This window comes from Nocardiopsis sp. NPDC006832 (assembly GCF_040635885.1).
Taxonomy (GTDB): domain Bacteria; phylum Actinomycetota; class Actinomycetes; order Streptosporangiales; family Streptosporangiaceae; genus Nocardiopsis.
In genome coordinates this window covers 1-19,456 of the sequence record NZ_JBEYLC010000048.1, presented here as the reverse complement: position 1 = coordinate 19,456, position 19,456 = coordinate 1, and the positions used below count along the sequence as shown (strand labels likewise).

At 70.8% G+C, this 19,456-nt stretch carries 20 protein-coding genes; 4 read left to right on the top strand and 16 right to left on the bottom strand.

The annotated features are described in order from the left end of the window. Positions 1-5: 5 nt before the first annotated feature. The 9 genes from ABZ717_RS20895 to ABZ717_RS20855 all read right to left on the bottom strand — a co-directional run bounded on the left by ABZ717_RS20895 (position 6) and on the right by ABZ717_RS20855 (position 8,345). On the bottom strand, positions 6-560 hold the full coding sequence (locus ABZ717_RS20895) for a hypothetical protein (protein WP_358513055.1): 555 nt from the start codon (positions 558-560) through the stop codon (positions 6-8). Continuing rightward, positions 557-1,024 (bottom strand): hypothetical protein, encoded by a 468-nt coding sequence (locus tag ABZ717_RS20890; protein ID WP_358513054.1) that lies wholly within the window; start codon positions 1,022-1,024, stop codon positions 557-559. The genes ABZ717_RS20895 and ABZ717_RS20890 overlap by 4 nt, the downstream gene beginning before the upstream one ends. Positions 1,025-1,035: 11 nt before the next feature. Next, positions 1,036-2,544: a hypothetical protein gene (locus ABZ717_RS20885; RefSeq protein ID WP_358513053.1), complete on the bottom strand. Its 1,509-nt coding sequence runs from the start codon at positions 2,542-2,544 to the stop codon at positions 1,036-1,038. Then, the gene (locus tag ABZ717_RS20880; RefSeq protein WP_358513115.1) at positions 2,541-3,656 is read right to left on the bottom strand and encodes a hypothetical protein; all 1,116 of its coding nucleotides are present in this window, start codon (positions 3,654-3,656) and stop codon (positions 2,541-2,543) included. The genes ABZ717_RS20885 and ABZ717_RS20880 overlap by 4 nt, the downstream gene beginning before the upstream one ends. A 2-nt stretch (positions 3,657-3,658) precedes the next feature. Continuing rightward, complete coding sequence (locus ABZ717_RS20875; RefSeq protein WP_358513052.1) at positions 3,659-4,906, bottom strand: arginase family protein; 1,248 nt, start codon at positions 4,904-4,906, stop codon at positions 3,659-3,661. Further along, on the bottom strand, positions 4,903-6,105 hold the full coding sequence (locus tag ABZ717_RS20870) for a hypothetical protein (protein ID WP_358513051.1): 1,203 nt from the start codon (positions 6,103-6,105) through the stop codon (positions 4,903-4,905). Before ABZ717_RS20870 ends, ABZ717_RS20875 begins: the two co-directional genes overlap by 4 nt. A gap of 86 nt (positions 6,106-6,191) precedes the next feature. Continuing rightward, positions 6,192-6,374 carry a hypothetical protein gene (locus ABZ717_RS20865; protein ID WP_358513049.1) on the bottom strand — a complete coding sequence of 61 codons (183 nt, stop codon included), beginning with the start codon at positions 6,372-6,374 and terminating at the stop codon, positions 6,192-6,194. 329 nt (positions 6,375-6,703) lie between these two features. After that, positions 6,704-7,444, bottom strand: coding sequence for an MSMEG_4193 family putative phosphomutase (locus ABZ717_RS20860; RefSeq protein ID WP_358513047.1), 741 nt, complete (start codon positions 7,442-7,444; stop codon positions 6,704-6,706). A gap of 61 nt (positions 7,445-7,505) precedes the next feature. Further along, positions 7,506-8,345 (bottom strand): undecaprenyl-diphosphate phosphatase, encoded by an 840-nt coding sequence (locus ABZ717_RS20855; RefSeq protein ID WP_358513045.1) that lies wholly within the window; start codon positions 8,343-8,345, stop codon positions 7,506-7,508. 312 nt (positions 8,346-8,657) lie between these two features. Between ABZ717_RS20855 and ABZ717_RS20850 the strand changes: the two genes are divergently transcribed. Further along, complete coding sequence (locus tag ABZ717_RS20850) at positions 8,658-9,611, top strand: aldo/keto reductase (protein ID WP_358513043.1); 954 nt, start codon at positions 8,658-8,660, stop codon at positions 9,609-9,611. 34 nt (positions 9,612-9,645) lie between these two features. On the opposite strand, the gene ABZ717_RS20845 is transcribed toward ABZ717_RS20850, so the two are convergent. Further along, a complete protein-coding gene (locus tag ABZ717_RS20845; protein WP_358513041.1) occupies positions 9,646-11,913 on the bottom strand; it encodes an LLM class flavin-dependent oxidoreductase in 2,268 nt (755 codons plus the stop codon). A 99-nt stretch (positions 11,914-12,012) separates the two neighbouring features. On the opposite strand from ABZ717_RS20845, the gene ABZ717_RS20840 reads away from it, so the two are divergent. Together ABZ717_RS20840 and ABZ717_RS20835 are read left to right on the top strand one after the other, a co-directional pair. Next, entirely contained in the window at positions 12,013-12,543 is a 531-nt protein-coding gene (locus ABZ717_RS20840; RefSeq protein ID WP_358513039.1) for a MarR family winged helix-turn-helix transcriptional regulator, read from the top strand. Positions 12,544-12,660: 117 nt separating this feature from the next. Next, positions 12,661-14,406: a helix-hairpin-helix domain-containing protein gene (locus tag ABZ717_RS20835; RefSeq protein WP_358513037.1), complete on the top strand. Its 1,746-nt coding sequence runs from the start codon at positions 12,661-12,663 to the stop codon at positions 14,404-14,406. Here ABZ717_RS20835 and ABZ717_RS20830 read toward each other — a convergent pair whose 3' ends face one another. Beyond that, entirely contained in the window at positions 14,407-14,742 is a 336-nt protein-coding gene (locus ABZ717_RS20830) for a TetR family transcriptional regulator C-terminal domain-containing protein (RefSeq protein WP_358513035.1), read from the bottom strand. It abuts the gene before it with no gap. Between ABZ717_RS20830 and ABZ717_RS20825 the strand changes: the two genes are divergently transcribed. Continuing rightward, entirely contained in the window at positions 14,723-15,715 is a 993-nt protein-coding gene (locus ABZ717_RS20825) for a serine hydrolase domain-containing protein (RefSeq protein WP_358513033.1), read from the top strand. The two genes, ABZ717_RS20830 and ABZ717_RS20825, sit on opposite strands and share 20 nt — an antisense overlap. Here ABZ717_RS20825 and ABZ717_RS20820 read toward each other — a convergent pair. The 5 genes from ABZ717_RS20820 to ABZ717_RS20800 form a co-directional block, all read right to left on the bottom strand. Further along, complete coding sequence (locus tag ABZ717_RS20820; protein ID WP_358513031.1) at positions 15,666-16,427, bottom strand: SDR family oxidoreductase; 762 nt, start codon at positions 16,425-16,427, stop codon at positions 15,666-15,668. The genes ABZ717_RS20825 and ABZ717_RS20820 overlap by 50 nt on opposite strands. A gap of 89 nt (positions 16,428-16,516) precedes the next feature. Beyond that, the gene (fabI, locus tag ABZ717_RS20815; RefSeq protein WP_358513029.1) at positions 16,517-17,281 is read right to left on the bottom strand and encodes an enoyl-ACP reductase FabI; all 765 of its coding nucleotides are present in this window, start codon (positions 17,279-17,281) and stop codon (positions 16,517-16,519) included. 29 nt (positions 17,282-17,310) lie between these two features. Beyond that, positions 17,311-18,015, bottom strand: coding sequence for a beta-ketoacyl-ACP reductase (locus tag ABZ717_RS20810; protein ID WP_358513027.1), 705 nt, complete (start codon positions 18,013-18,015; stop codon positions 17,311-17,313). Positions 18,016-18,200: 185 nt separating this feature from the next. Beyond that, positions 18,201-18,860 carry a response regulator transcription factor gene (locus ABZ717_RS20805; protein ID WP_358513025.1) on the bottom strand — a complete coding sequence of 220 codons (660 nt, stop codon included), beginning with the start codon at positions 18,858-18,860 and terminating at the stop codon, positions 18,201-18,203. Next, the coding region (locus ABZ717_RS20800; protein ID WP_358513023.1) for an ATP-binding protein at positions 18,857-19,456 on the bottom strand (600 nt) is incomplete at its 5' end. The genes ABZ717_RS20800 and ABZ717_RS20805, both read right to left, overlap by 4 nt.

Genomic DNA, 19,456 nt, shown 5'->3' with positions numbered 1-19,456 from the left:
CCGCCCTAGACCGCCTCGCCGGAGAGTTCGTCGCCACGGTGCGGCAGCGGCGGGATCGTCACGAGGGTGTAGCGCTCCTCGCAGGCCACGGGGTCGACCCAGTGCCAGGCCTGGGGGTCGTGCTCGACGAAGGTGCCGGCACGGTCGGGGACGAACACCATGGTTTCGGGGTCGTGCTGGGCGTTGAGCCCATCGGTCCCCGAAGTGGTGAGCATGTACAGGCCCTGGCGCAGTGAGTCCCGGTGCGGCAGGACGTAGTCTCCCCGGTCGTACCTGTTGACCTGAACGTAGCAGTCCGTCTTCGGTGTCCCCTCGGGGGTGATGGCGGCGAAGATCGCCGCCCTGAGGTCATCGGGCATCCAGGCGGACTGCAGGACGTGATAACGATCGTCGTCCTCGTACTCGGAGTCCCGGTAGGGGTCGAAGGGGTCGGTTCCGACCGGTCGCGGCGGAGCCGCGGGGTCGGGGTGATCGGCGAACAGGTGTCGGTAGCGGCGCGCGAGGGAGACGATCCCCGCACAGTCGGCCACCACGTCCGGAACCACGGTCAACGGCCTCATCGCACTCCCATCACGACGCTGTACCTGGGTGCCCCGCGCACGGGGCTCACCCACGCCCACGACCCCGGCGCCAGGAGCAGACCCGTGCCCGCCCGGTCCAGGACACGTTCGAAACGCTCATCGACCCAGGCGGTGACCCCATCGACCTCGGAGTCGTCCAAGGGGAAGGTCAGCGACCAGTGACCGGCCACGACGTCGCCCACCCGATGGGGCAGCGTGAAGTCGCCGACGTCGTGGCGGCGCACCCGAACCGTCGCCGGGTCGGGTGCGCCGGACAGCGGGGCCGCGACGGCGACGAGGCGATCCCGCAGTCCGGGGTCGTCGACGGCCAGGTCGGTGTACCGGGACCGGGCCCCGGTGAGGTCTTCCGACGTCGTGGCCGGTAGACCCTCCAGCACCGCTCTCACCTCCTGTCGCAGAGTGTGGGCGACGGGTACCTCCATCGGCCCTTCGGTGAGGATCATCGGGTTCTCCTTCACTCCAGATCGGTCAGATCCACGGGGACGGCGTCGGGGTCGGATCGGCGCAGGGAATCCATGTCGGGGTGGGCCGCCACCTCCATCAGCAGTTCCACCACCGCCGCCCGCCCCCATCCGGCCCGCGCACCCATCGCCACCTTGAACAGGCCTCGCCCCTCCTTGAGGGAGGGGACTATGCATTCGAAGCGGTGGGCACGGAAACCGAAGCTCGACCCGTGCGAGAAGGGCAGTCCCCGGCGACGCGCCTGGGAACGCAGCACGCCGAGCAACAGCCCGTGGTTCTCCAGCGTGTCCTCGCGCAGGTGGCACACGATGAACGGAGCCTGCGCCCAGGGGGAGGCGTCCCCCTGGGCCAGTGAGGGGTGGGCGACGCGGGTGAAGAGTCGTCCCGGTCCCGCGGAGTCGGCGAGCAGTCGTGCGGTCAGCGCGTTGTTGCGCAGGACCGAGACCGCGTGGTCGCGGGCCGCCGCGCGATCCAGGACGAACGGTGCGCTGAGCACCGAGAGGGCTTCCAGGGACAGACCCGATCCCACGACGGTGCGCATCTTGCGCAGGTACGTGGCCAGGTCGGCGGCGGGTGGAAGTACCGGATCGGATCGACGTGCGTACAGGGAGGCCACGCCCAGGTTGCCGAGTTCGAGCCCTCGCTGGTCGAGTTTGAGTCCGGAGCGCACCTCGACGACCAGGACGCCGGGGTCTCCGACGGCCGCCACGAACCGTTCCCGCGGCCACACCGGTGAGACGAGGGTGGAGTCCACCACGACCAGGCCGGGACGGCTTCCCCGCCGCCCCCGCCAGGCGCTCAGAAGTGCCGGTAGGTCGAGGGTGTCCAATTCCCACTCGTAGCGCACGGGTTCGATGAACAGCACGTCCACCTCCCCGGAGAGGAGGCAGGACCTCAGTTCCTCTTGGGTCCGGGCGCGTCGACAGCGCAGGCCGTCGTCGGCGACCAGGTCGAACAGGACTCCGGTCTCGTAGTAGGCGCCCCACATCAGAAGGTTCAAAGGGCGGTCGGCGGTCCGCCGGATCAGACTCCGATAGCACTGGAGGACCCCGGCGATGGAAGCCATACCGCTCGAATGAACGACGTGTGCCACCTCGTGGTGATCGAGCTCGGGGTCCTGGGCCGCGAGCCGTTCCTCCAGTGAGTGACATTCGATGTTGCGTTCGTAGCTGTGCGTGGAGGGACGCCCGAAGGGCAGCGCCATCGGGGTTCCCAGGGGCGGTGACTTGTAGGACCGGTCGGTGAAGCCGTGAGCGTGGCGAAGCCACATCACGCGCAGGTCCGCCTCCGCCCGGTCCATCTCCGCCTCGACTTCGGACCCCTGCCGCCCGACCAGGGAGGCGACCCGCTCCCGCCACTCCCGGATCGACTCGGTCGGCCCCCCGTCCTCGCCCGGGGGAAAGAGTGTGTCGGCCAGTCCGAGCAGGGCGGTGACATCGTCGTGCGCGGTCACCGGGGCCGTACCCGTGCGCCCCTCGGCCGTGTCCATGGTTCCGGTCATGTGTTCCGCCCTCCCTCGGTGTACACGGCCTCCTGATGTGGTGGACCCCATCCGTGCAGGTCGCGCATCATGCTCGCGGTGTAGGCCCCGGACGCGTTGAACACCAGGCGGTCTCCGGGGCCGGGGTCGGTCAAAGAGACCTCCTCGGTCAACACGTCGTTCTCGTAGCAGGTCACGCCACCGATCAGATGGGGGCGCCCCGGCCCGTCCCGTTCGGGCAGACGCGCCACCACCCGTGGGCTCCCCCAGGTGAACAGGTTCCATCCGGAGGCGTCGGCCACGGCGTATCCACGGCCGTCGGGGAACCGATCGACGGAGCGCAGGGAGACCACGAGGTAGCCGGCCAGCGCGGTCGTCGACATGCCCGGTTCCAAGAACACGCGCACGGGAACGCCGTCGAGGCGTTCGGCGACGCGTTTCCAGGCCTGTCGGGCCTGCTGTCGGTCCGTGTACAAGGTGGTGAGGCCACCGCCCAGGTTGAGTTCGCGTACTCGTGGGAAGGCGCGCATGCAGGTGAGCAGGGCCGATGTCAGCAGGTCGGCCCGGTCGGGCGTCCCGATCTCGCCGCTGTGCACATGCAGTCGTACGACGTGTGTGTCGGCCCCGTCCAGGAGCCGGTGGAGTTCGGGGTCGGCGGGATCGACACCGAACCTGCTCGCACGGCGTGCGGAGACCCGGTCCTGTTCGGCCATGGGCACGCGCAGACGCAGCCCGATCTCCCCTGGCGCGGGCCGGGCCCGAAGGAGTGAGCGCAACTGGTCGACCCCGTCGACGTCGACCAAGGCCTCCTGCTCGGCCATGCCGGCGAGCAGGTCGCCGGTCAGACCCGGCCCGGTGACGCTGATCGGGTCCATGCCGGCGTCTCGGGCCGCGCGGTACTCGGCGGGTGAGGCGACGTCCGCGCCCACCCCGAGGTCGGCCAGGTGGCGCAGCAACGGAGGGAAGCGGTTCGCCTTGAGGGCGAACAGCAGGACGCTCTCCGGAATCGGGGCGGTGTCCTCTCGTAGTTCCCGGACCGTGGCCGTGACCGCGTCCAGGTCGTACAGGAGCGCGGGGGTGGCGACGGTCCGAGCGGCCCGCAGGATCGCCTCGCCGGGTGCGGAGGAGCCCATCGTCACGTGCTCCCCTCCTGGTGGCCGATGGCGGCGTCCAGGGCTCGCAACAGCAGGTCGGCGATGATCAGTCCGTCCGTCTCCCCTTCATGAGGCAGGAACTCCACCACGTCGATCCCGACGATGCGCCGGGCCGAGCACAGGTCGGTCAGCAACCCGACCAGTTCCGCGTGGGTGAAACCTCCGGGCAGGGGCGTGCCGGTGGCGGAGAGCACCGAGGGGTCCAGCGCGTCGACGTCGATGGTCAGGTGGTAGGGCAGGGACTCGGGAAGTTCGGCGAGGATCTCACCGAGCGGGGTGCTCAGCGCCGACGTCCCGGGCCAGCGGCGGAGGGTGTCGTCCTCTCGTGCGGGAGGGTCCTCCAGTTGGCGCAGGCCGAACTGGGCGAGTCGGACCACCCGAGGATCGCCCACCACCCAGTCCATGACGTTTCCGTGATGGCAGTGGAGTTCGGCGTCGTCGCGGCGGGGACGGGCGTAGTCGCCGTGGGCGTCGATGTGCAGGACGCCCAGTGCGCCGTGGACCTCCGCCAGACCGCGGACGATGGGCAACGTGACGGAGTGGTCGCCGCCCAGGGTCACCGGTAGCCGGCCGTGACCGCTGAGTCGGCCGACCACGTTCTCCAGAACCGACCAGGTGGGCCCGGCGGAACGATGCACGTTGGCGGTCACGTCACCGATGTCCGCCAGACGTACCCCGGCCAGCACGCGGTTCCCGGTCACCGGGTCCACGGCACCGGGTGGGCCGTCGGCGGTGTCCCGGTAGCGGAACAGGGCGCCTCCGGTACGTCGTAGCTGGGCGGGGCCGAACCTGCTGCCGGGCCGGTGAGAAGCGCCCAGGTCGTAGGGCATCCCGAGGAAGACGACGTCACAGGAATCGCCGCGCAGTGCCTGGGCCAGGGTGAGGACCGGGGCGCCGAACATGCCGCCACGGCCGGCGGGGGTGGGGACTCCGTCCGGGTCGTGTCGGCGGATGAGGCCGCGTTCGCCCAGAGCCGTGACCAAGGTGCGCAGGTGCGACCGGTCGGTCGCGTCGCCTTTGGCGAGGGTGGCCAGGGTGCGGGGGACCGCGAAGGCGGCGAGGAGGTCGGCGGTGACCGGACCGACCTCCAGCTCCCATCCCTCACCGGTGTGCCACACGGTGGTGCGGCCGTCCTCGGAGCCTCGCAGGGCCAGCAGGGGTTCGGTGGCCAGGAGGGTGTCGTCGGTGATCGGAGGGGTTCCCGTCGCCCCGGGTCCGGAGTCGTTCACGCGGTGGCCCCCGCGGTGGTGAGCGCGGCTTCGGCCTCGATCATGTGCTCGCCGTCGAAGAGGTGTTCGCGCGGCGGGGGGACGCGGTTGAACCACCGGGCGTTGGTGATGGTGTAGGCGCCGGTGGCGGTGATGACCAGGCGGTCGCCCGCACGACAGTGGGGAACCTCCAGGGTGGTGCGGGCCGCGGTGGGGGTGGCGCCGAAGAAGTCGTTCTCGTAGAGGGTGCAGCCCGCCACGAGGGCGGGCCCGCCGGACCCATGCCCGTCAAGGGACAGGACCTGGGGACGGTTGTGCCAAGGGGCGAGGTTCCAGGCGGAGGCGTCCAGGGTCACGACGCGGGTGTCCAGGACCGGGTGGTGTTCCTCCACCGACCGCACCCGGGTGAGGAGGTAGCCGTAGGGGGTGAGCAGCGCGCCGCCGGGTTCGAAGCGCAGGGAGATCGGGCGACCGGTACGTTCGCGCCACCCGGTGACGAGCGAGGCGACGTCGGCGAACGCGGCGATGGCCCTCGCCCGGTCCCGGTAGAGATGGAAGAAACCGCCTCCGAGGTCGATGGTGTGCACCTCGGGCAGGTGTTCGGCCACGGTGAGGAGGTATCGGGTCTTGTAACGCAGGGAATCGGGGGTCATCTGGCCGGTGTGGACGTGCAACCGGGTGACCCGCAGTCGATGTCGCCCCAGCACCCGCGTGAGGTCGGGGTCGGCGGGGCGGACGCCGAAACGGCTGTCTCCGGCGAAGGTCGCCGTGCCCTCCAGGGTTCGGGGAAGGTCCACGCGCACGCGTATCCCCACCTCGCTCCCGGGGCGGTGCCGTCCATAGGAGTCGAGTTGGTCGAGGGAATCACAGTCCAGGGTGATCCCGTGCTCGGCCAGGGTGTCGAAGTCGGCTCCGGCGAAGACGGGACCCGTGGCGGAGATCTCGGCGAATCCGGCGTTCATGGCCAGGTCGAGTTCTCCGGGGGAGGCGACGTCACAGCCGAGCCCGAGCGCGGCCATCTCCCCGAGCACGGCGGGGGTATGGCAGGCCTTGAGGGCCAGGTTGAGTTTCGCGTCGGGGACCTGGGAGACGTCGTGGCGCATCGCCGCCACGCCCGCACGGATTCCGGGCACGTCGTAGATCAGCGCGGGGGTGTCGAGATCGGCGGCGAGCGCGAAGAGGCGTTCGCTCGGTGGGGTGAACAGGGGGGCTGGTGGCATCGACGATCCTTCACCGGAGAGGACCCGTCGGGCCGGTGGCACCGGCCCGACGGACGAGGTTCCCAGGGACTCGGGGAGGCTCGGAACTAGTTGGCGCGGGGGCGGCTGCCGCCGAGGGTGCCGAGGTCCATGTTGATCTCGTGGACGTCCGCACCGCCGATCTCACGGATCGACTCGTCGATGACGGCCTGCTCGCTCCAGGCCTCGCCGGAGAAGTTGGCGTCGAACTCCTTTTCGAGGTCGGCCAGCTTCGTCTGCAGAGTGGGCATAGTTCGTCCTTTCACTCAGAAGGGCGGATTCGCGGACTCACACCACCTCTAGGCGCCTTACCGGTGGGCGGCGTCGAACGCACTTCCCACTGTAAGAATCGACTTTTCCCAGGACAACGCGGTGACCAATTGCGGCCACAATGAAACCGAGACCCAGTTGAAAAAACCATGAATAAAATTCATGAATAAATACGACAAAGCACAGAAAAGCACTATTGCTTTCTCACTGACTTATCCATCGAAATCGCAACGGACAAAGTCAGGGGTCGGACCGCGCAGGATCCATGTGGAACGAACGGTCTCCTGGACACACGCGGGGAGTCCGGGGCTCACTCGGTGACGGGCGCCCCGGATCCGCCCCCCACGGGGGCGTCCCCCTTGGCCTCGGCGGCGGTGGGCAGCACTCCGGCCAGGGGACGTCCGGTGTCGTTGAGGCCGTTGAGGAAGGGGCGGGTGCGCGTGTAGGTGATGGAGGTGACCGAACAGGGGTCCACCCGCACCCGCTGGAACAGGTCCAGGTGGATGCCGAGTGCGTCCGCGACGATCGCCTTGATGACGTCGCCATGGCTGCACACGACGTACACGGGCGGGTCCTGGGTCGCTTCCCGGGTGAGCCGGGCGTTCCAGTCCCGTACGGCCTCCACCGCGCGGGCGGAGGCCGCGGCGAGGGACTCCCCGCCGGGGAAGCGCGCGGCGCTGGGATGGTCCTGCACGACCCGCCACAGGGGTTCGGTGGCGAGGTCGGTGAGGGAGCGCCCGGTCCAGCTTCCGTAGTCGCACTCCAGGAAGCGTTCGTCCAGGGTGAGGGGAACACCGAGCCGCCGGGCCAGGGCCCGCGCGGTCTCCTCGCAGCGTTCGAGGGGGCTGGAGACCAGGGCCGAGGGGGTGAGCCCCTCCAGGCGCTCCGCGAGGCGGGCGGCCTGGTCCCGGCCGGTTTCGTTGAGGTGCAGCCCCGGAGCCCGGCCGGCCAGCCGCGGGCCGGTGGCGTCGGTCATCCCGTGCCGTACGAGTAGGAGGGTGACCGCCTCGGGGGCGGGCGGGGTGTCCTTGGTCTGCGCCGATGTCGCCATGACCACAGACTATGTTCCGCCGCCGGGACCGGCCGCACACGGTGGCCGGTCCCGGCGTTCCTCAGCCGATCCCGGCTCCGCCCTCCGGGGCGAGCACGTTGAAGAAGACCAGGACCAGGATGAGCACGCCCAGGGCGATGCGGTAGTACACGAACGGCATGAAGCTGTGCGTGCTGATGAACTTCATCAACCAGGCGATGACGATGTAGCCGATCACGAACGCCACGATGGTGCCGACGATGGTGGCGCCCCACCCCGCGTACTCGTCGCCGCCGATGTCGAGCATCTTGTACAGACCGGAGGCGAACACGGCGGGCAGGGCGAGCAGGAACGCGAACTCGGCGGCGGCCGGCCGGCTGAAGCCCAGCAGTCGACCACCGGTGATGGTGGCGCCCGAGCGGGAGACGCCCGGGATGAGCGCAAGCGTCTGGAACAGACCGAAGGTCAGACCACGCTTGAGGGTCAGGTCCTCGATCTCGTTCTGACGGCGCGCGAGGTGGTCGATGACGCCGAGGAGGATGCCGAAGATGATGAGGTTGAGGGCGATCAGGCGCAGGTCGCGGAAGACCCCCTCGATCTGGTCCTCCAGGAGCAGGCCCAGCACACCGATCGGGATGGTGCCGATGATGATGTACCAGCCCATGCGGGCGTTGATGTCGCCGCGCAGTTCCCGGTCGAACAGAGACCGGCACCAGACGGAGATGATCGCCCAGATGCGCTTGCGGAAGTAGAGGATCACCGCGAGCTCGGTACCGATCTGGCTCACGGCGGTGAACGCCGCGCCCGGGTCGGGCCAGTTGAAGAACGCCGCGAAGACACGCAGGTGGGCGCTGGAGGAGATGGGTAGGAACTCGGTGAGTCCTTGGATGAGGCCGAGAACGACCGCCTCGAAGATGGACACGCGGTTCGGTCTTTCGTTTTCAGGGGTGGCCCAAGGAAGGGCACGGGCACATTCTTGTGTGGGGAGCGGTCGACTGGGGCCGCGTCACACGTCACTCGTCGCACCTCGGCCCCGGACCGGACTGTGATGACAGTACGCAGCCAAGGTGTACCCCCGACCTACGTTCGGTCAACTACCGGTGTCCGACGGCTCACGAGAACCTGTCCAGAACATCACGTCTTGGTGCTCCGGTCTCCTCGTCACTGGTGAGAGGGCCCGTCCGAAACCGGCCGAGCACCCCCGTCGACAGAGGGACAGGGTAACCTCCGCCGCATGGAACAGCGACAGGTGGGCAGATCAGGGCTCTGGGTGTCTCGTACCGCTCTGGGCACGATGACCTGGGGAAAGGACACCTCCGAGGAGGAGGCCGGGCAGCAGCTCACCGCGTTCGCGGACGCGGGCGGCACGCTCGTGGACACGGCCGACATCTACACGGGGGGACAGAGCGAACGCATCCTGGGCCGCCTGCTGCGCGGAACGGTGCGGCGCGAGGACGTCGTCGTGGCCACCAAGAGCGGCCACACCCCCGAGGGCTACCGGCCGGTGGACGCCTCCCGAAGGCACTTACTGGCGTCGCTGGACGCCTCCCTGCGACGGCTTCAGACCGACTACGTGGACCTGTGGCAGCTGCACGTGTTCGACCCGCACACCCCGCCGGAGGAGACCCTGTCGGCGATGGAGACCGCCGTGGCCGCCGGCAAGGCCCGCTACGTGGGTACCGGGAACCTGGAGGCCTGGCAGTTCGCGACCCTGGCGACCTGGCAGCGTGCCCGCCCGGACCGGGTTCCCCTGGTGAGCGCGGGCACGGAGTACTCACTGCTCAACCGATCCGCCGACCACTCCCTACGGCCCGCGGCCGCGGCGAGCGACGCCCACCTGATCGCCTGGTCCCCGCTGGGTCGCGGCGTGCTCAGCGCCAAGTACCGCAACGGGGTGCCCTCGGACTCTCGAGCGGCCTTCCCCCACATGGCGCCCTACGTCGAGCCCTACCTGGACGACCGCAGTCGTCGGGTGGTGGAGTCGGTGTGCACCGCCGCGGAGGGTCTGGGCGTGTCCCCGCTCGCGGTGGCGTTGAGCTGGGCACGCGACCAGGGCGGCGTCGCTTCCGCCGTCGTGGGGCCGCGCACCCTGCCCCAACTGGAGGAGATCCTCTCGGTGGAGAGCGTGGAGCTGCCGCCCAAGATCAGGGACGCGCTGGACGACGCCACCGCCGGCCCCGGACGCTGATCGGCCGCCCGGTCGGCCCGGTCGGTCGACCCGGTCAGTCGGCCATGGGCGGGATCGGGAAGTTGTGGTCGAAGACCCGTTCCGGGTCGTACTGAGACTTGATCGCGCGCAACCGCCCGAGTGTGGGTTCGGGGAAGGCCTGGGCCAGGACCTCGGGCCCGGTGCGTGTGTCGAAGCTGAGGTACATGCCCTGGAGTTCGCCCTCCAGCGCCGCCCAACGCGAGTCCAAGCGGTCGGCGTGTCGCCCGAGCGCGGCCACCGAGAAGTTCGCCGAACGGTGGGCGTAGGCGGTGGCGTCGCGCGCGACGTCGTTGACCACCCCACCGACCTGGCGGAACTGGGTGAAGTAGGAGTCACCGGAGGCGACCATCCCCGCGATGATCTCGGCGCTGGTGTCGGTGATGGTACCCACCAGCCCGGAACGTGAGACGGGGACGCCGGCTCCCTGGTGCGGGCCCTGGTGCGGGACGAGCAGCGCCGGGTAGGGCGCGAGCTGCGCGCGCTGGTCCAGGACCGGACCGGCCTTCAGGAAGGGTTCGAGCGCGGTGACGGCCGCGTCGGTGTCGTCGTCCGCGTACACCACCATCGCCTGCGCGATCGGTCCCTGGCCCGCGCGTCCCGTGCCCAGGGTGAGGAACGCGGTGACCTCGCGCGGCGCGGCGGTGGCGATCTCCCCCCAGGTGCGAAGGAACGCGGCGGTGGCCGCGGCGTCGTAGGTGAACTGTCCCAGTACCACGGTGTCCACGTGGGCGGCCTCGATCTCCACGGAGGTGACCACGCCCATGTTCGCGCCGGCGCCGCGGACAGCCCAGAACAGGTCGGGGTGGTGGTCCGCGTCCACACGCAGGAGCCGGCCGTCGGCGGTGACCAGCTCGACGGCGACGACGTTGTCGATGGTGAGTCCGTGGGAGCGGGACATGTAGCCGACGCCGCCGGTGGTGGCGATGCCGCCCACACCCACTCCCCCATGGTCGCCGGAGCTGATGGCGAGCCCGTGCGCGCCGAGCCGCTCGGCGACGTCGCCCCAGCGGGCGCCGGCTCCCAGGCGCACCAGCCCGGACTCGGGGTCGAGGACCTCGATCCCGTTGATCCGGCCCAGGTCGACGATCACGCCACCGTCGCTGGTGGAGGCACCGCTGATCCCGTGCCCGCCGGAGCGCACGTTGAGGGTCACGTCCTGTTCGCGGGCGTAGGCCAGGGCCTCGGCGACCCGGGCGGGCTCGTCGGGGCGTAGGACCAGGCCGGGCCGGCCCCTTTGCATGTAGCCGTGGCGCACGCCTCGGTAGTCCTTGTCGCCGGGTTCGACCGCGCCCTCGCGCAGGGACTCGGGCACGCCTTCGTAGTCGATGCCGGGGCGACGGGCGCCGAGCGCGGCAGCGGTCCTGGCCGGCCCGGTGGGGGTGCCGGCGGTGGCGCGTTCGCGGTCCACCGCCTCGCGCAGGGCGGGGGCCACCTCCGCGCCGAAGATCTCGATTGTGCGCGGGTCATCGGTGCCCAGGATGAAGGTGGCCACACCGTTCTCGACCGCCAAGGGCAGGAGTTGCTCGACCCATTGTTCGGGCGGGCCCTGCAGGAAGCCGCGGTCGACGGGCGAGAACGCGGCTCCGGAGAGGTTGAGCAGGCGTCGGATCTGTCGGGGGTGGCGTCCGGCGGCCTCGGCGGCGTCGTCGATGATCCGGTTGGACTCGGGCAGGTCGGCGGGGTCGAGGTAACCCAGGCTCGGCAGCCAACCGTCGGCCTTGGCGCCGACCAGGCGGAGCATGCGGGGTTTGTAGGCGCCCAGCCAGACGCCGATGTCGTGGTGGGGGCGGGGGCCGCGCTTCATGCCGTGGGCGGAGTAGTGCTCGCCCTGGGCTCGCACTCCGCCGCGTGCGTCGGCGTCCCATACCTCGCGGATGAGGTCGATGGCCTCGGTGAGGGCCTCCACCGATTGTCCGGGGGTGCGACGCGGACCGCCCATGGCGTGGATGCCGTCCCAGAAGGCGCCGGCGCCCAGGCCGAGTTCGAAGCGCCCCTTGGAGAGCAGGTCCAGGCTGGCGGCGGCGCGGGCCAGGACGGCCGGGGGGCGAAGGGGCAGGTTGAGGACGTTGCCCGCCACGCGCAAGCGTTCCGTGCGGGCGGCGACCCAGCTCAGCAGGGTCCAGGTGTCGAGGAAGCCGGGGTTGTAGGGGTGATCCTGGAAGCTCGCCAGGTCCAGGCCGGCGGCCTCGGTCACTTCGGCCAGCCCGACCGCGCGTTCGGGGTCCTGGGCGGTCGGCGTGATGAAGGTGCCGAACTCCAGGCGGTGTCCGTAGTCGGTCATGGCTTCTCCTCGGGGCGACGTGACCAGGATCATTTGTGGGACAAACGATGTTCCCTTCAACATATCTGATGAACAAACTGTTCCTGGTATCGTGAGCCCATGAGCGCCAGCACTTCGGAGGACCTTCCCGGACCCGACCTCGGGTGGTCGCTGGCCGTCCTGCTCCGCCGTTGGCACGAGCACGTCGAGCAGGCCCTGGCCGACCTGCCGCACGGCAGCCGCGGGTTCCACGTGCTCACCACGGTCGCCGCGGGCGAGCCCCCCACCCAGGCCGCGCTCGCCGAACGGCTCCTCATCGACCGCAGCGTCATGACCTATCTGCTCGACGACCTGGAGGCCGCCGACCTGGTCCGGCGCCGGGTCGACTCCAAGGACCGACGGGTGCGCCGGGTGTGCCCCACCGACCACGGGCTCTCCGTGCTGGGACGGGCCGAGGAACTGGTCGCGCACGTGGAGGAGCGCGTGTTGGGCGGACTCCCCCGAACACAGCGCGAACTCTTCCGGTCCTCCGCCGCGACCGCCGCGGACGCGATCCGGCTCAGCGCCCCCGAGACCGACCCCTGCGAGGCCGTCCTTCGGGTGGTCTCCCCGGACGTGGAGACCACCCGACCGGCCTCCGATCGCGCCTGAACACCACTTCTCCGAATGTCAAGGGCGATGGCCGGGCCCGGCCGACCCCGCACCGGATCGTCGCCGCGAGTCGATAGGCTCACCCGGAAACCATCCACCACCTGACGAGGGGAACCGGTGTCCGAGGCCGTCGAGAAGGTCAGTGCCGTCCTTGACCGGATGGGCGCCCCGCGCGCCCTCGCACCGCGTCTGGTGTCCGAGCTGGGCCCACGGTCCGCCGCCGCGTTGGACGCCGACCCATGGTTGTTGCTGCGCGTGCCGGGTGTGACCCGGGAACAGGCCGACTACTGCGCCCGCAAGCATTTGGGCGACGGCGCCCGGCCCGACGACCCGCGCCGGTTGTCCGCGCTGGTGCGACACACCCTGCGCACCGCCGCGAACCGCGGACACACGGCGGTGGAGGAGAAACGCCTGGCCACGGTGGTCGGCAAGCTGGGCGTATCCGCGCCCATGGCGGCCCTGGAGGCCGCCGTCGACGCCGAGCAGGCGGCGCTGTTCGAGAGCACCGACGAGTCCGACGACGACTTCGACTTCACCGAGGGCGGCGTCCCCGAGCCGCCCGACCCCGAACGCTTCTACGCCCTGCCCGACCTCGGGCACTCCGAACAGCGTCTGGGCACCCATCTGGCCCGACTGATCGGCGCGAACGATCCGGTGATGGACTCGCTGACCGCCGCCGAGACCGTGGAGGCGGCGGCCGAGCGCGGCGGGTTCGACCTGTCGGAGCAGACCCGCGAGGCCCTGGTGACGGTGGCGTTGCGCCCGGTCACCGTGGTGCGACACGGCCCCGGCGACCACGCCGAAACGGCCCGTGCCCTGCACGCCCTGGCCGCGATCGCCGCCGAGAGCGGCGTGGGCATCGCCGTGGTCGCCCCCACCGCCCAGACCGCGGCGGCCGTCAACGCCGACCTGGACCGGGTGAGCGAGACCGCGGCGGACGCGGAAGAGCCGCTTCGTGTCCTCTCCCTGGCCGCGCTGCTGGGTCGGGCGCCGATCGAGGCGGGCCTCGTGGTCCTGTGCGAGTCCATGTCGATGGGCACCGCGAGGATGGCCGAACTGGCGTCGGCGTGCGCCGACGGAGCGCACCTGGTGTTGCTCGCCGACCTCGACCAGGCGCCTTCGGCCACCCCCGGACGCGTGGTGATCGACGTGGCCGCCTCACGTACCGCGCATGTGACCGCCCTGGCCGACGAGACCGCTCCCGGCCCGCTCGGGGTACTGGCCACTTCGGTGGCCGCGGGCGAGTGGACCGAGGTGGAGGCGCCCGAGCGCGAGGTGGTGCGGGTTCCGTCCACCTCCGCCGAGGAGGCCGCGCACCGGGTGACGCAGCTGCTCACCGACTCCATCCCGCGTGCCCTGGGCATCGCCGTCGAGGACGTGCAGGTGGTGACCGCACGTGAGGACGGTCCGGCGGGGGCGCGTGCGCTCAACGCCGCCTGCAAGGAACTGCTGAACCCCGGCCAGGGCGCACACGGTGGTTTCGACCCGGGCGACCGGGTGCTGCTCACCGCCACCGGCCCGGGTCACGGCCCGGGCGACACGGGGTACCTGCGCGAGTTCGACGACGGCGCGGTGGTGGAGCTGTCCGATGGCTCCCGGGTGAAGGTCGCCGACCCCTCCGCGCTGCGCCACGGCTGGGCGGTCACCGTGGCGGCCGCGCACGGCGGCCGATGGCCCGCGGTGGTGACGGTGTTCCCGCCCAAGGTTCCGGTGTCGCGGCCCCAGGTGTACACGGCGCTGACCCGCGCCGTGCGGCACGTGTCGGTGGTGGACGCCACCGATGGCGCGTTGGAGAGCGGTGTGCGCGAGAACCTGACCCCCGAACGCACCACGAGGCTGGTCCAGATCCTGCGCGAGGGCTGATCAGGTCCCAGGTCGGCGGGTGTACTGACCGCACTCGCCGGTGAAGACGGTGTCGATCTCCGCTCGAACGACGGCTCGGGCACGCGTGGCGGCCACGTCGGGGTCCGTGGCCGGGTCGACCTCACCGCATTCGAAACCGTTGCGGATCGCGCGCGCGATCCGGGCGTGCGTGTCCTCGGCGGCGAGCACGTCCACCTCGGCCAGGCGGGGGTTGTCCAGGGCGCGGGCGGCCAGGGCACGGATGACGCGGTGCTCGGCTCGGCGGTCCTCGTCCAGCGGCAGGTGTTCGATGAGCGCGGCGCACACGACGTCGGCGATGGAGCGTTCGTGGCGCACGCCCTCCTCGGTGTCCGACCCGGGGAACCCGGGCGAATTCGAGTACAGCAGCGCGAACTACCTGCTGATCGGCGCGATCGTCGAGGCGGTCACCGGCACCGACTACGGCTCCTACTTGCGTGAGGCGATCCTGAACCCGGCGGGGATGACCGACACCTTCACCAACACGGAGGAGGCGCGCGCCCTGGGCCTGGCCGCCGGCCAACGCACCCTGTGGGGATTCCCGAGCCCGGTCCCGGCGCGTGTGGACGACGGCGGCGTGGCCTACGGCTACCTCGGCGGCGACCTGGACTCCCTGGCGGCCTTCGCCCGAATGCAACTCGTCGAGGATCCGCCGGTCCTGGACTCGGCCACCCTCGGCGAGGCCCGGACGGGTGCCGTCGAACGCTCCCCCGGACGCGAGTGCGGGTTGGGCTGGTGGGACGCGCCCGTGCCGGGCGTGGACGAACACGTGGTCTGGCACGCCGGCGCCACCCCGGGGTTCGCGGCGATGATGATCGTGCTGCCCGAACGCGAGCGCGCCGTCGTGGTGCCGCAGAACGGCTACGACAACCTGCGCGACGGAGAGGTCCAGGCGGTCGGGTTCGGACCGGCCCACCTATTGACCGGTGGTGGCACCCCCCTCGAACCGGAAACGGATCCGTTGGGGCCGGCCCTGGTGTGGGGTGTCACCGCCGCGATCCCACTGTCCGTGGCGGGTGCGGTCGCCACCGTGATCCACCCGCGTCGTGATCGCGTCCGACGGCGGTGGACGGGGTGGATCCGGGGTGTGTTCGCCGCGCTGTCCGTGGCGGCGGTGGTGACGCTGTCGGCGACCATCGGCGTTCGCGCGGGCCTGTTGTGGTTCCCCGAGGCCGCGGTGTCGATCCTGGTCTCCGGCGCCCTGGGCGGGTTCGCGCTCGTGACGCTCGTGGTGGTCCTGGTCAGACGCGGTCGAGGAACCCGCCGTCCACGACCAGGTTCTGACCGGTGACGTAGGTGGCGGCGGGACTCGCCAGGAAGGCCACCGCACGGGCGACCTCCTCGGGACGGCCCAGGCGTCCGGTGGGGACGCGTTCGCGGATGCTCTCGTAGAACTCCGGGTCGCTCTCGCGGCGCCGCTCCCAACCGCCACCGGGGAACTCGGTGGGTCCCGGGGAGACCGTGTTGACGCGCAGACCCTCGGGCGCCCACTCCCGGGCCAGCGAGGAGGCGTGGTGGTTGAGCGCCGCCTTGACCGCCCCGTAGGAGCGTGCCCCTGCCGGGCGGGTGACGTGCAGCGCGGAGGTCGTGGAGACCAGCACCACCGACCCACCCCTTTCGGAGCGCAGCAGGTGGGGCTTGGCGGCCTCGGTCAGGCGCACGAACGGCATGAGGTCGGCGTCGAAGCCGCGCCGCCACTGGTCGGGGGTGGCGGCGCTGCCGCCGGAGACGTTGGAGACCAGCACGTCCAGGCCCCCGAGCGCGATGACGGCGTCCTCGATGAAGACGGGCAGCGCGTCGTGGTCGGTGACGTCCAGGGCCCGGCTGAAGACCTCGGCCCCGGTCTCACCCAGTTCACGGGCGGCCCGGTCGAGCGGTTCGGGGGTGCGGGCGCACAGGGCCAGGTCGGCGCCCTCTTCGGCGAACACCTGGGCGATGGCGCGGCCGATCCCCCTGCTGGCCCCGGTCACCACGACCTTGGCCCCCGACAGTCCCAGATCCATGTCCCACCTTCTCCACTCGACTCGGCCGCCCCGATGCTACAAGGCGGGCGGCGCGATCACGCGCCGCCCGCCCCCGTCGGTGCTTCGTGTCAGGCCCCGGTGGAGTGAAAACCACCGTCGACGTGCACGGTCTCGCCGGTGGTGGCGGGGAACCAGTCGGACAGCAGTGCCACGACCGCCTTGGCCGCGGGCTCGGGGTCCTTGACGTCCCAGCCGAGCGGGGCGCGCTCGGGCCAGTTCCGGGCCAGCTCCTCGAACCCGGGGATGCTGCGGGCGGCCATGGTGCTCAGTGGCCCGGCGGAGACCAGGTTGACCCGCACGTTCCGGTCCCCCACGTACCGGGCGAGGTAGCGGGCGGTGGAGGTCAGCGCGGACTTGGCCACGCCCATCCAGTCGTAGACGGGATAGGAGACGCTGTTGTCGAAGTCGAGGGCGACCACCGATCCGCCCCGGCCCATCAGGGGCAGCAGGGACGTGGTGAGCGACTTCAGGGAGAAGGTGGAGGTGTGCATCGCCTGGGCGACGTCACTCCACTCGGTGTTGAGGAAGTTGCCGCCCAAGGCCTCCTGTGGGGTGAAGCCGATGGAGTGGACGATGCCGTCGAGGCCGTCGACGTGTTCACCGACCCGGGCGGCCAGGGTCGCGAGGTGCTCGTCGTCGGTGACGTCCAGTTCCAGGACCGGGGCTTCCCGGGGCAGGCGCTTGGCGATGCGCCGCACCAGGCCCAGGCGGCCGTAGCCGGTGAGGACGACGGTGGCGCCCTGTTCCTGGGCCAGGCGGGCGACGTGGAAGGCGATGGAGGAGTCGGTGAGCACCCCGGTGACGAGGATGCGTTTGCCGTCGAGGATTCCCATGGCGGTCCGTTCTTCGTGGTGCCGGTCGCTCAGTGGCCCATGCCGAGGCCGCCGTCGACGGGGATGACGGCGCCGGTGATGTAGCCGCCGCCGGGGCCGGCGAGGAAGGTGACCGTCTTGGCGATGTCGTCGGTGCCGCCGAAGCGGCCCAGGGGGACGTTCTTCTTGATCTCGGCCTGGCGGTCCTCGGGCAGGGCCGCGGTCATGTCGGTCTCGATGAAACCGGGGGCGATGACGTTGACGGTGATGTTGCGCGAACCGAGCTCGCGTGCCAGGGAACGCCCGAAGCCGACGAGTCCGGCCTTGGACGCGGAGTAGTTGGCCTGGCCGGCCGAACCGAGCAGACCCACCACGGAGGAGATGAGGACGATGCGGCCGAAGCGCTTGCGCATCATGCCGCGCACGGCGCGCTTGGCGACGCGGAAGGCACCGGTGAGGTTGGTGTCCAGGACCGACGAGAAGTCGTCCTCGCTCATCAGGGCCAGGAGCTGGTCCTTGTTGGCGCCGGCGTTGGCGACGAGGACCTCCACCGGACCGTGGGCCTCCTCCACCTCCTTGAAGGCGGAGTCGATCTGGGCGGAGTCGGTGATGTCGCAACGCACGCCGAGCAGCCCCTCCGGGGGTTCGCCGGAGCGGTAGGTCACCGCGACCTTGTCACCGTTCGCCGCCAGTTCACGGGCGATGGCCAGGCCGATTCCGCGGTTGCCGCCGGTGACCAGTACCGAACGCGACATAGGGGCTCCTCATTCTTTGGTGGCCTGAACAGCCACGACGTGTGTTGCTCGGATGGGGATCGCCTTGCAGCGTACCGACCTACCGGCCGGTAGCCGCAACCGAGGGCAAAGGCGTGATCAGTGACGGACCGCCACAAGAACACGGACTGTGATAAGGCGGCCCGACCGGCGATGTCAAGCGATCGTCAGGCCCAACCGGCGTCGTGGGCGAGGATGGCCGCCTGGACCCGGTTGGACATCTCCAGCTTGGCCAGGATGCGGCTCACGTGCGCCTTGACGGTGGTCTCCCGCATGCCCAGGGACCGTCCCGCCTCGGCGTTCGACTTGCCCTCGGCCACCGCGACCAGCACCTGCCGTTCGCGTTCGCTGAGCGCCGACAAACGGCTCAGGGCGTCCTGCCGTCCGGCCGCGGAGTCGGCGGGCGCGGGCGAGGCGAAACGTTCGAGCATGCGCTTGGTCACGCTGGGCGAGAGCATGGCGTGCCCATCGTCGACGGTTCGCACGGCGGCGATGAGGTCTCGCGGCGGGGTGTCCTTGAGCAGGAACCCCACCGCCCCGGCGCGCAGCGCGCTGTGCACGTACTCGTCCAGGTCGAAGGTGGTCAGCAGCACTACGCGGGGCGGCTCGGGCAGGGACGTGATGCGTTCCGCGGCGGCCAACCCGTCCATGCCGGCCATCCGAATGTCCAACAGGACCACGTCGGGGCGCAGTTCCTCGGTCAGGCGCACGGCCTCCTCACCGTCGCCGCCCTCCCCGACCACCTCGATGTCCGGGGCGGACTCCAGGATCATCCGCAGCCCGGAGCGGACCAGGATCTCGTCATCGACCAGGATCGTGCGGATCACCCTTGGTGCCCTCTTCCTCTGTCTTGCGGTTCCAACGCGTCGTGCGAGGCGGACTCGGTGGTCCCCTCCCCCGGCAACATAGCGCGCAGGCGCCATCCGCCGTCGGGGCAGGGACCCGCACTGATCTCCCCACCCGCCAAAGCCACCCGCTCCCGCAGACCCGTCAACCCGAACCCGCTACGCGGCGCCGGGTCCACCACACCCGGCACCGGACCGTTGGCCACCTCCACCTCCAACCGGTCCACCCCGTGGTGCAACCACACCCGCACCCGAGCACCCGTGGCGTGCTTGGCCGCGTTGGTCAACGCCTCCTGCACCACCCGAAACGCCGTACGCTGCACCGCCAAAGGCGACTCACCACGCCCCCCGGTGTGCTCGCACTCCACGTCCATCCCGGCACCACGCCACTGCGCCACCAACCCCGCCACATCCGCCAACACCGGCTGCGGAGCCGTGGGAGCCGCCTGCCCCTCCTCCTCACGCAACACACCCAAGATGCCACGCAACTCCGTCAACGCCTCACGCCCCGTGGTACGGATCAACCCCGCCGCCCGCTCGGTCCGCTCATCAACGGACGACACCTCCAACCCACCCGC

Bases quoted from the DNA above. Each gene is read 5' to 3' on its own strand.
- ABZ717_RS20895 (WP_358513055.1), bottom strand. From the start codon at position 560: ATGAGGCCGTTGACCGTGGTTCCGGACGTGGTGGCCGACTGTGCGGGG.
- ABZ717_RS20890 (WP_358513054.1), bottom strand. From the start codon at position 1,024: ATGATCCTCACCGAAGGGCCGATGGAGGTACCCGTCGCCCACACTCTG.
- ABZ717_RS20885 (WP_358513053.1), bottom strand. From the start codon at position 2,544: ATGACCGGAACCATGGACACGGCCGAGGGGCGCACGGGTACGGCCCCG.
- ABZ717_RS20880 (WP_358513115.1), bottom strand. From the start codon at position 3,656: ATGGGCTCCTCCGCACCCGGCGAGGCGATCCTGCGGGCCGCTCGGACC.
- ABZ717_RS20870 (WP_358513051.1), bottom strand. From the start codon at position 6,105: ATGCCACCAGCCCCCCTGTTCACCCCACCGAGCGAACGCCTCTTCGCG.
- ABZ717_RS20865 (WP_358513049.1), bottom strand. From the start codon at position 6,374: ATGCCCACTCTGCAGACGAAGCTGGCCGACCTCGAAAAGGAGTTCGAC.
- ABZ717_RS20860 (WP_358513047.1), bottom strand. From the start codon at position 7,444: ATGGCGACATCGGCGCAGACCAAGGACACCCCGCCCGCCCCCGAGGCG.
- ABZ717_RS20850 (WP_358513043.1), top strand. From the start codon at position 8,658: ATGGAACAGCGACAGGTGGGCAGATCAGGGCTCTGGGTGTCTCGTACC.
- ABZ717_RS20845 (WP_358513041.1), bottom strand. From the start codon at position 11,913: ATGACCGACTACGGACACCGCCTGGAGTTCGGCACCTTCATCACGCCG.
- ABZ717_RS20840 (WP_358513039.1), top strand. From the start codon at position 12,013: ATGAGCGCCAGCACTTCGGAGGACCTTCCCGGACCCGACCTCGGGTGG.
- ABZ717_RS20825 (WP_358513033.1), top strand. From the start codon at position 14,723: ATGGAGCGTTCGTGGCGCACGCCCTCCTCGGTGTCCGACCCGGGGAAC.
- ABZ717_RS20820 (WP_358513031.1), bottom strand. From the start codon at position 16,427: ATGGATCTGGGACTGTCGGGGGCCAAGGTCGTGGTGACCGGGGCCAGC.
- fabI (WP_358513029.1), bottom strand. From the start codon at position 17,281: ATGGGAATCCTCGACGGCAAACGCATCCTCGTCACCGGGGTGCTCACC.
- ABZ717_RS20810 (WP_358513027.1), bottom strand. From the start codon at position 18,015: ATGTCGCGTTCGGTACTGGTCACCGGCGGCAACCGCGGAATCGGCCTG.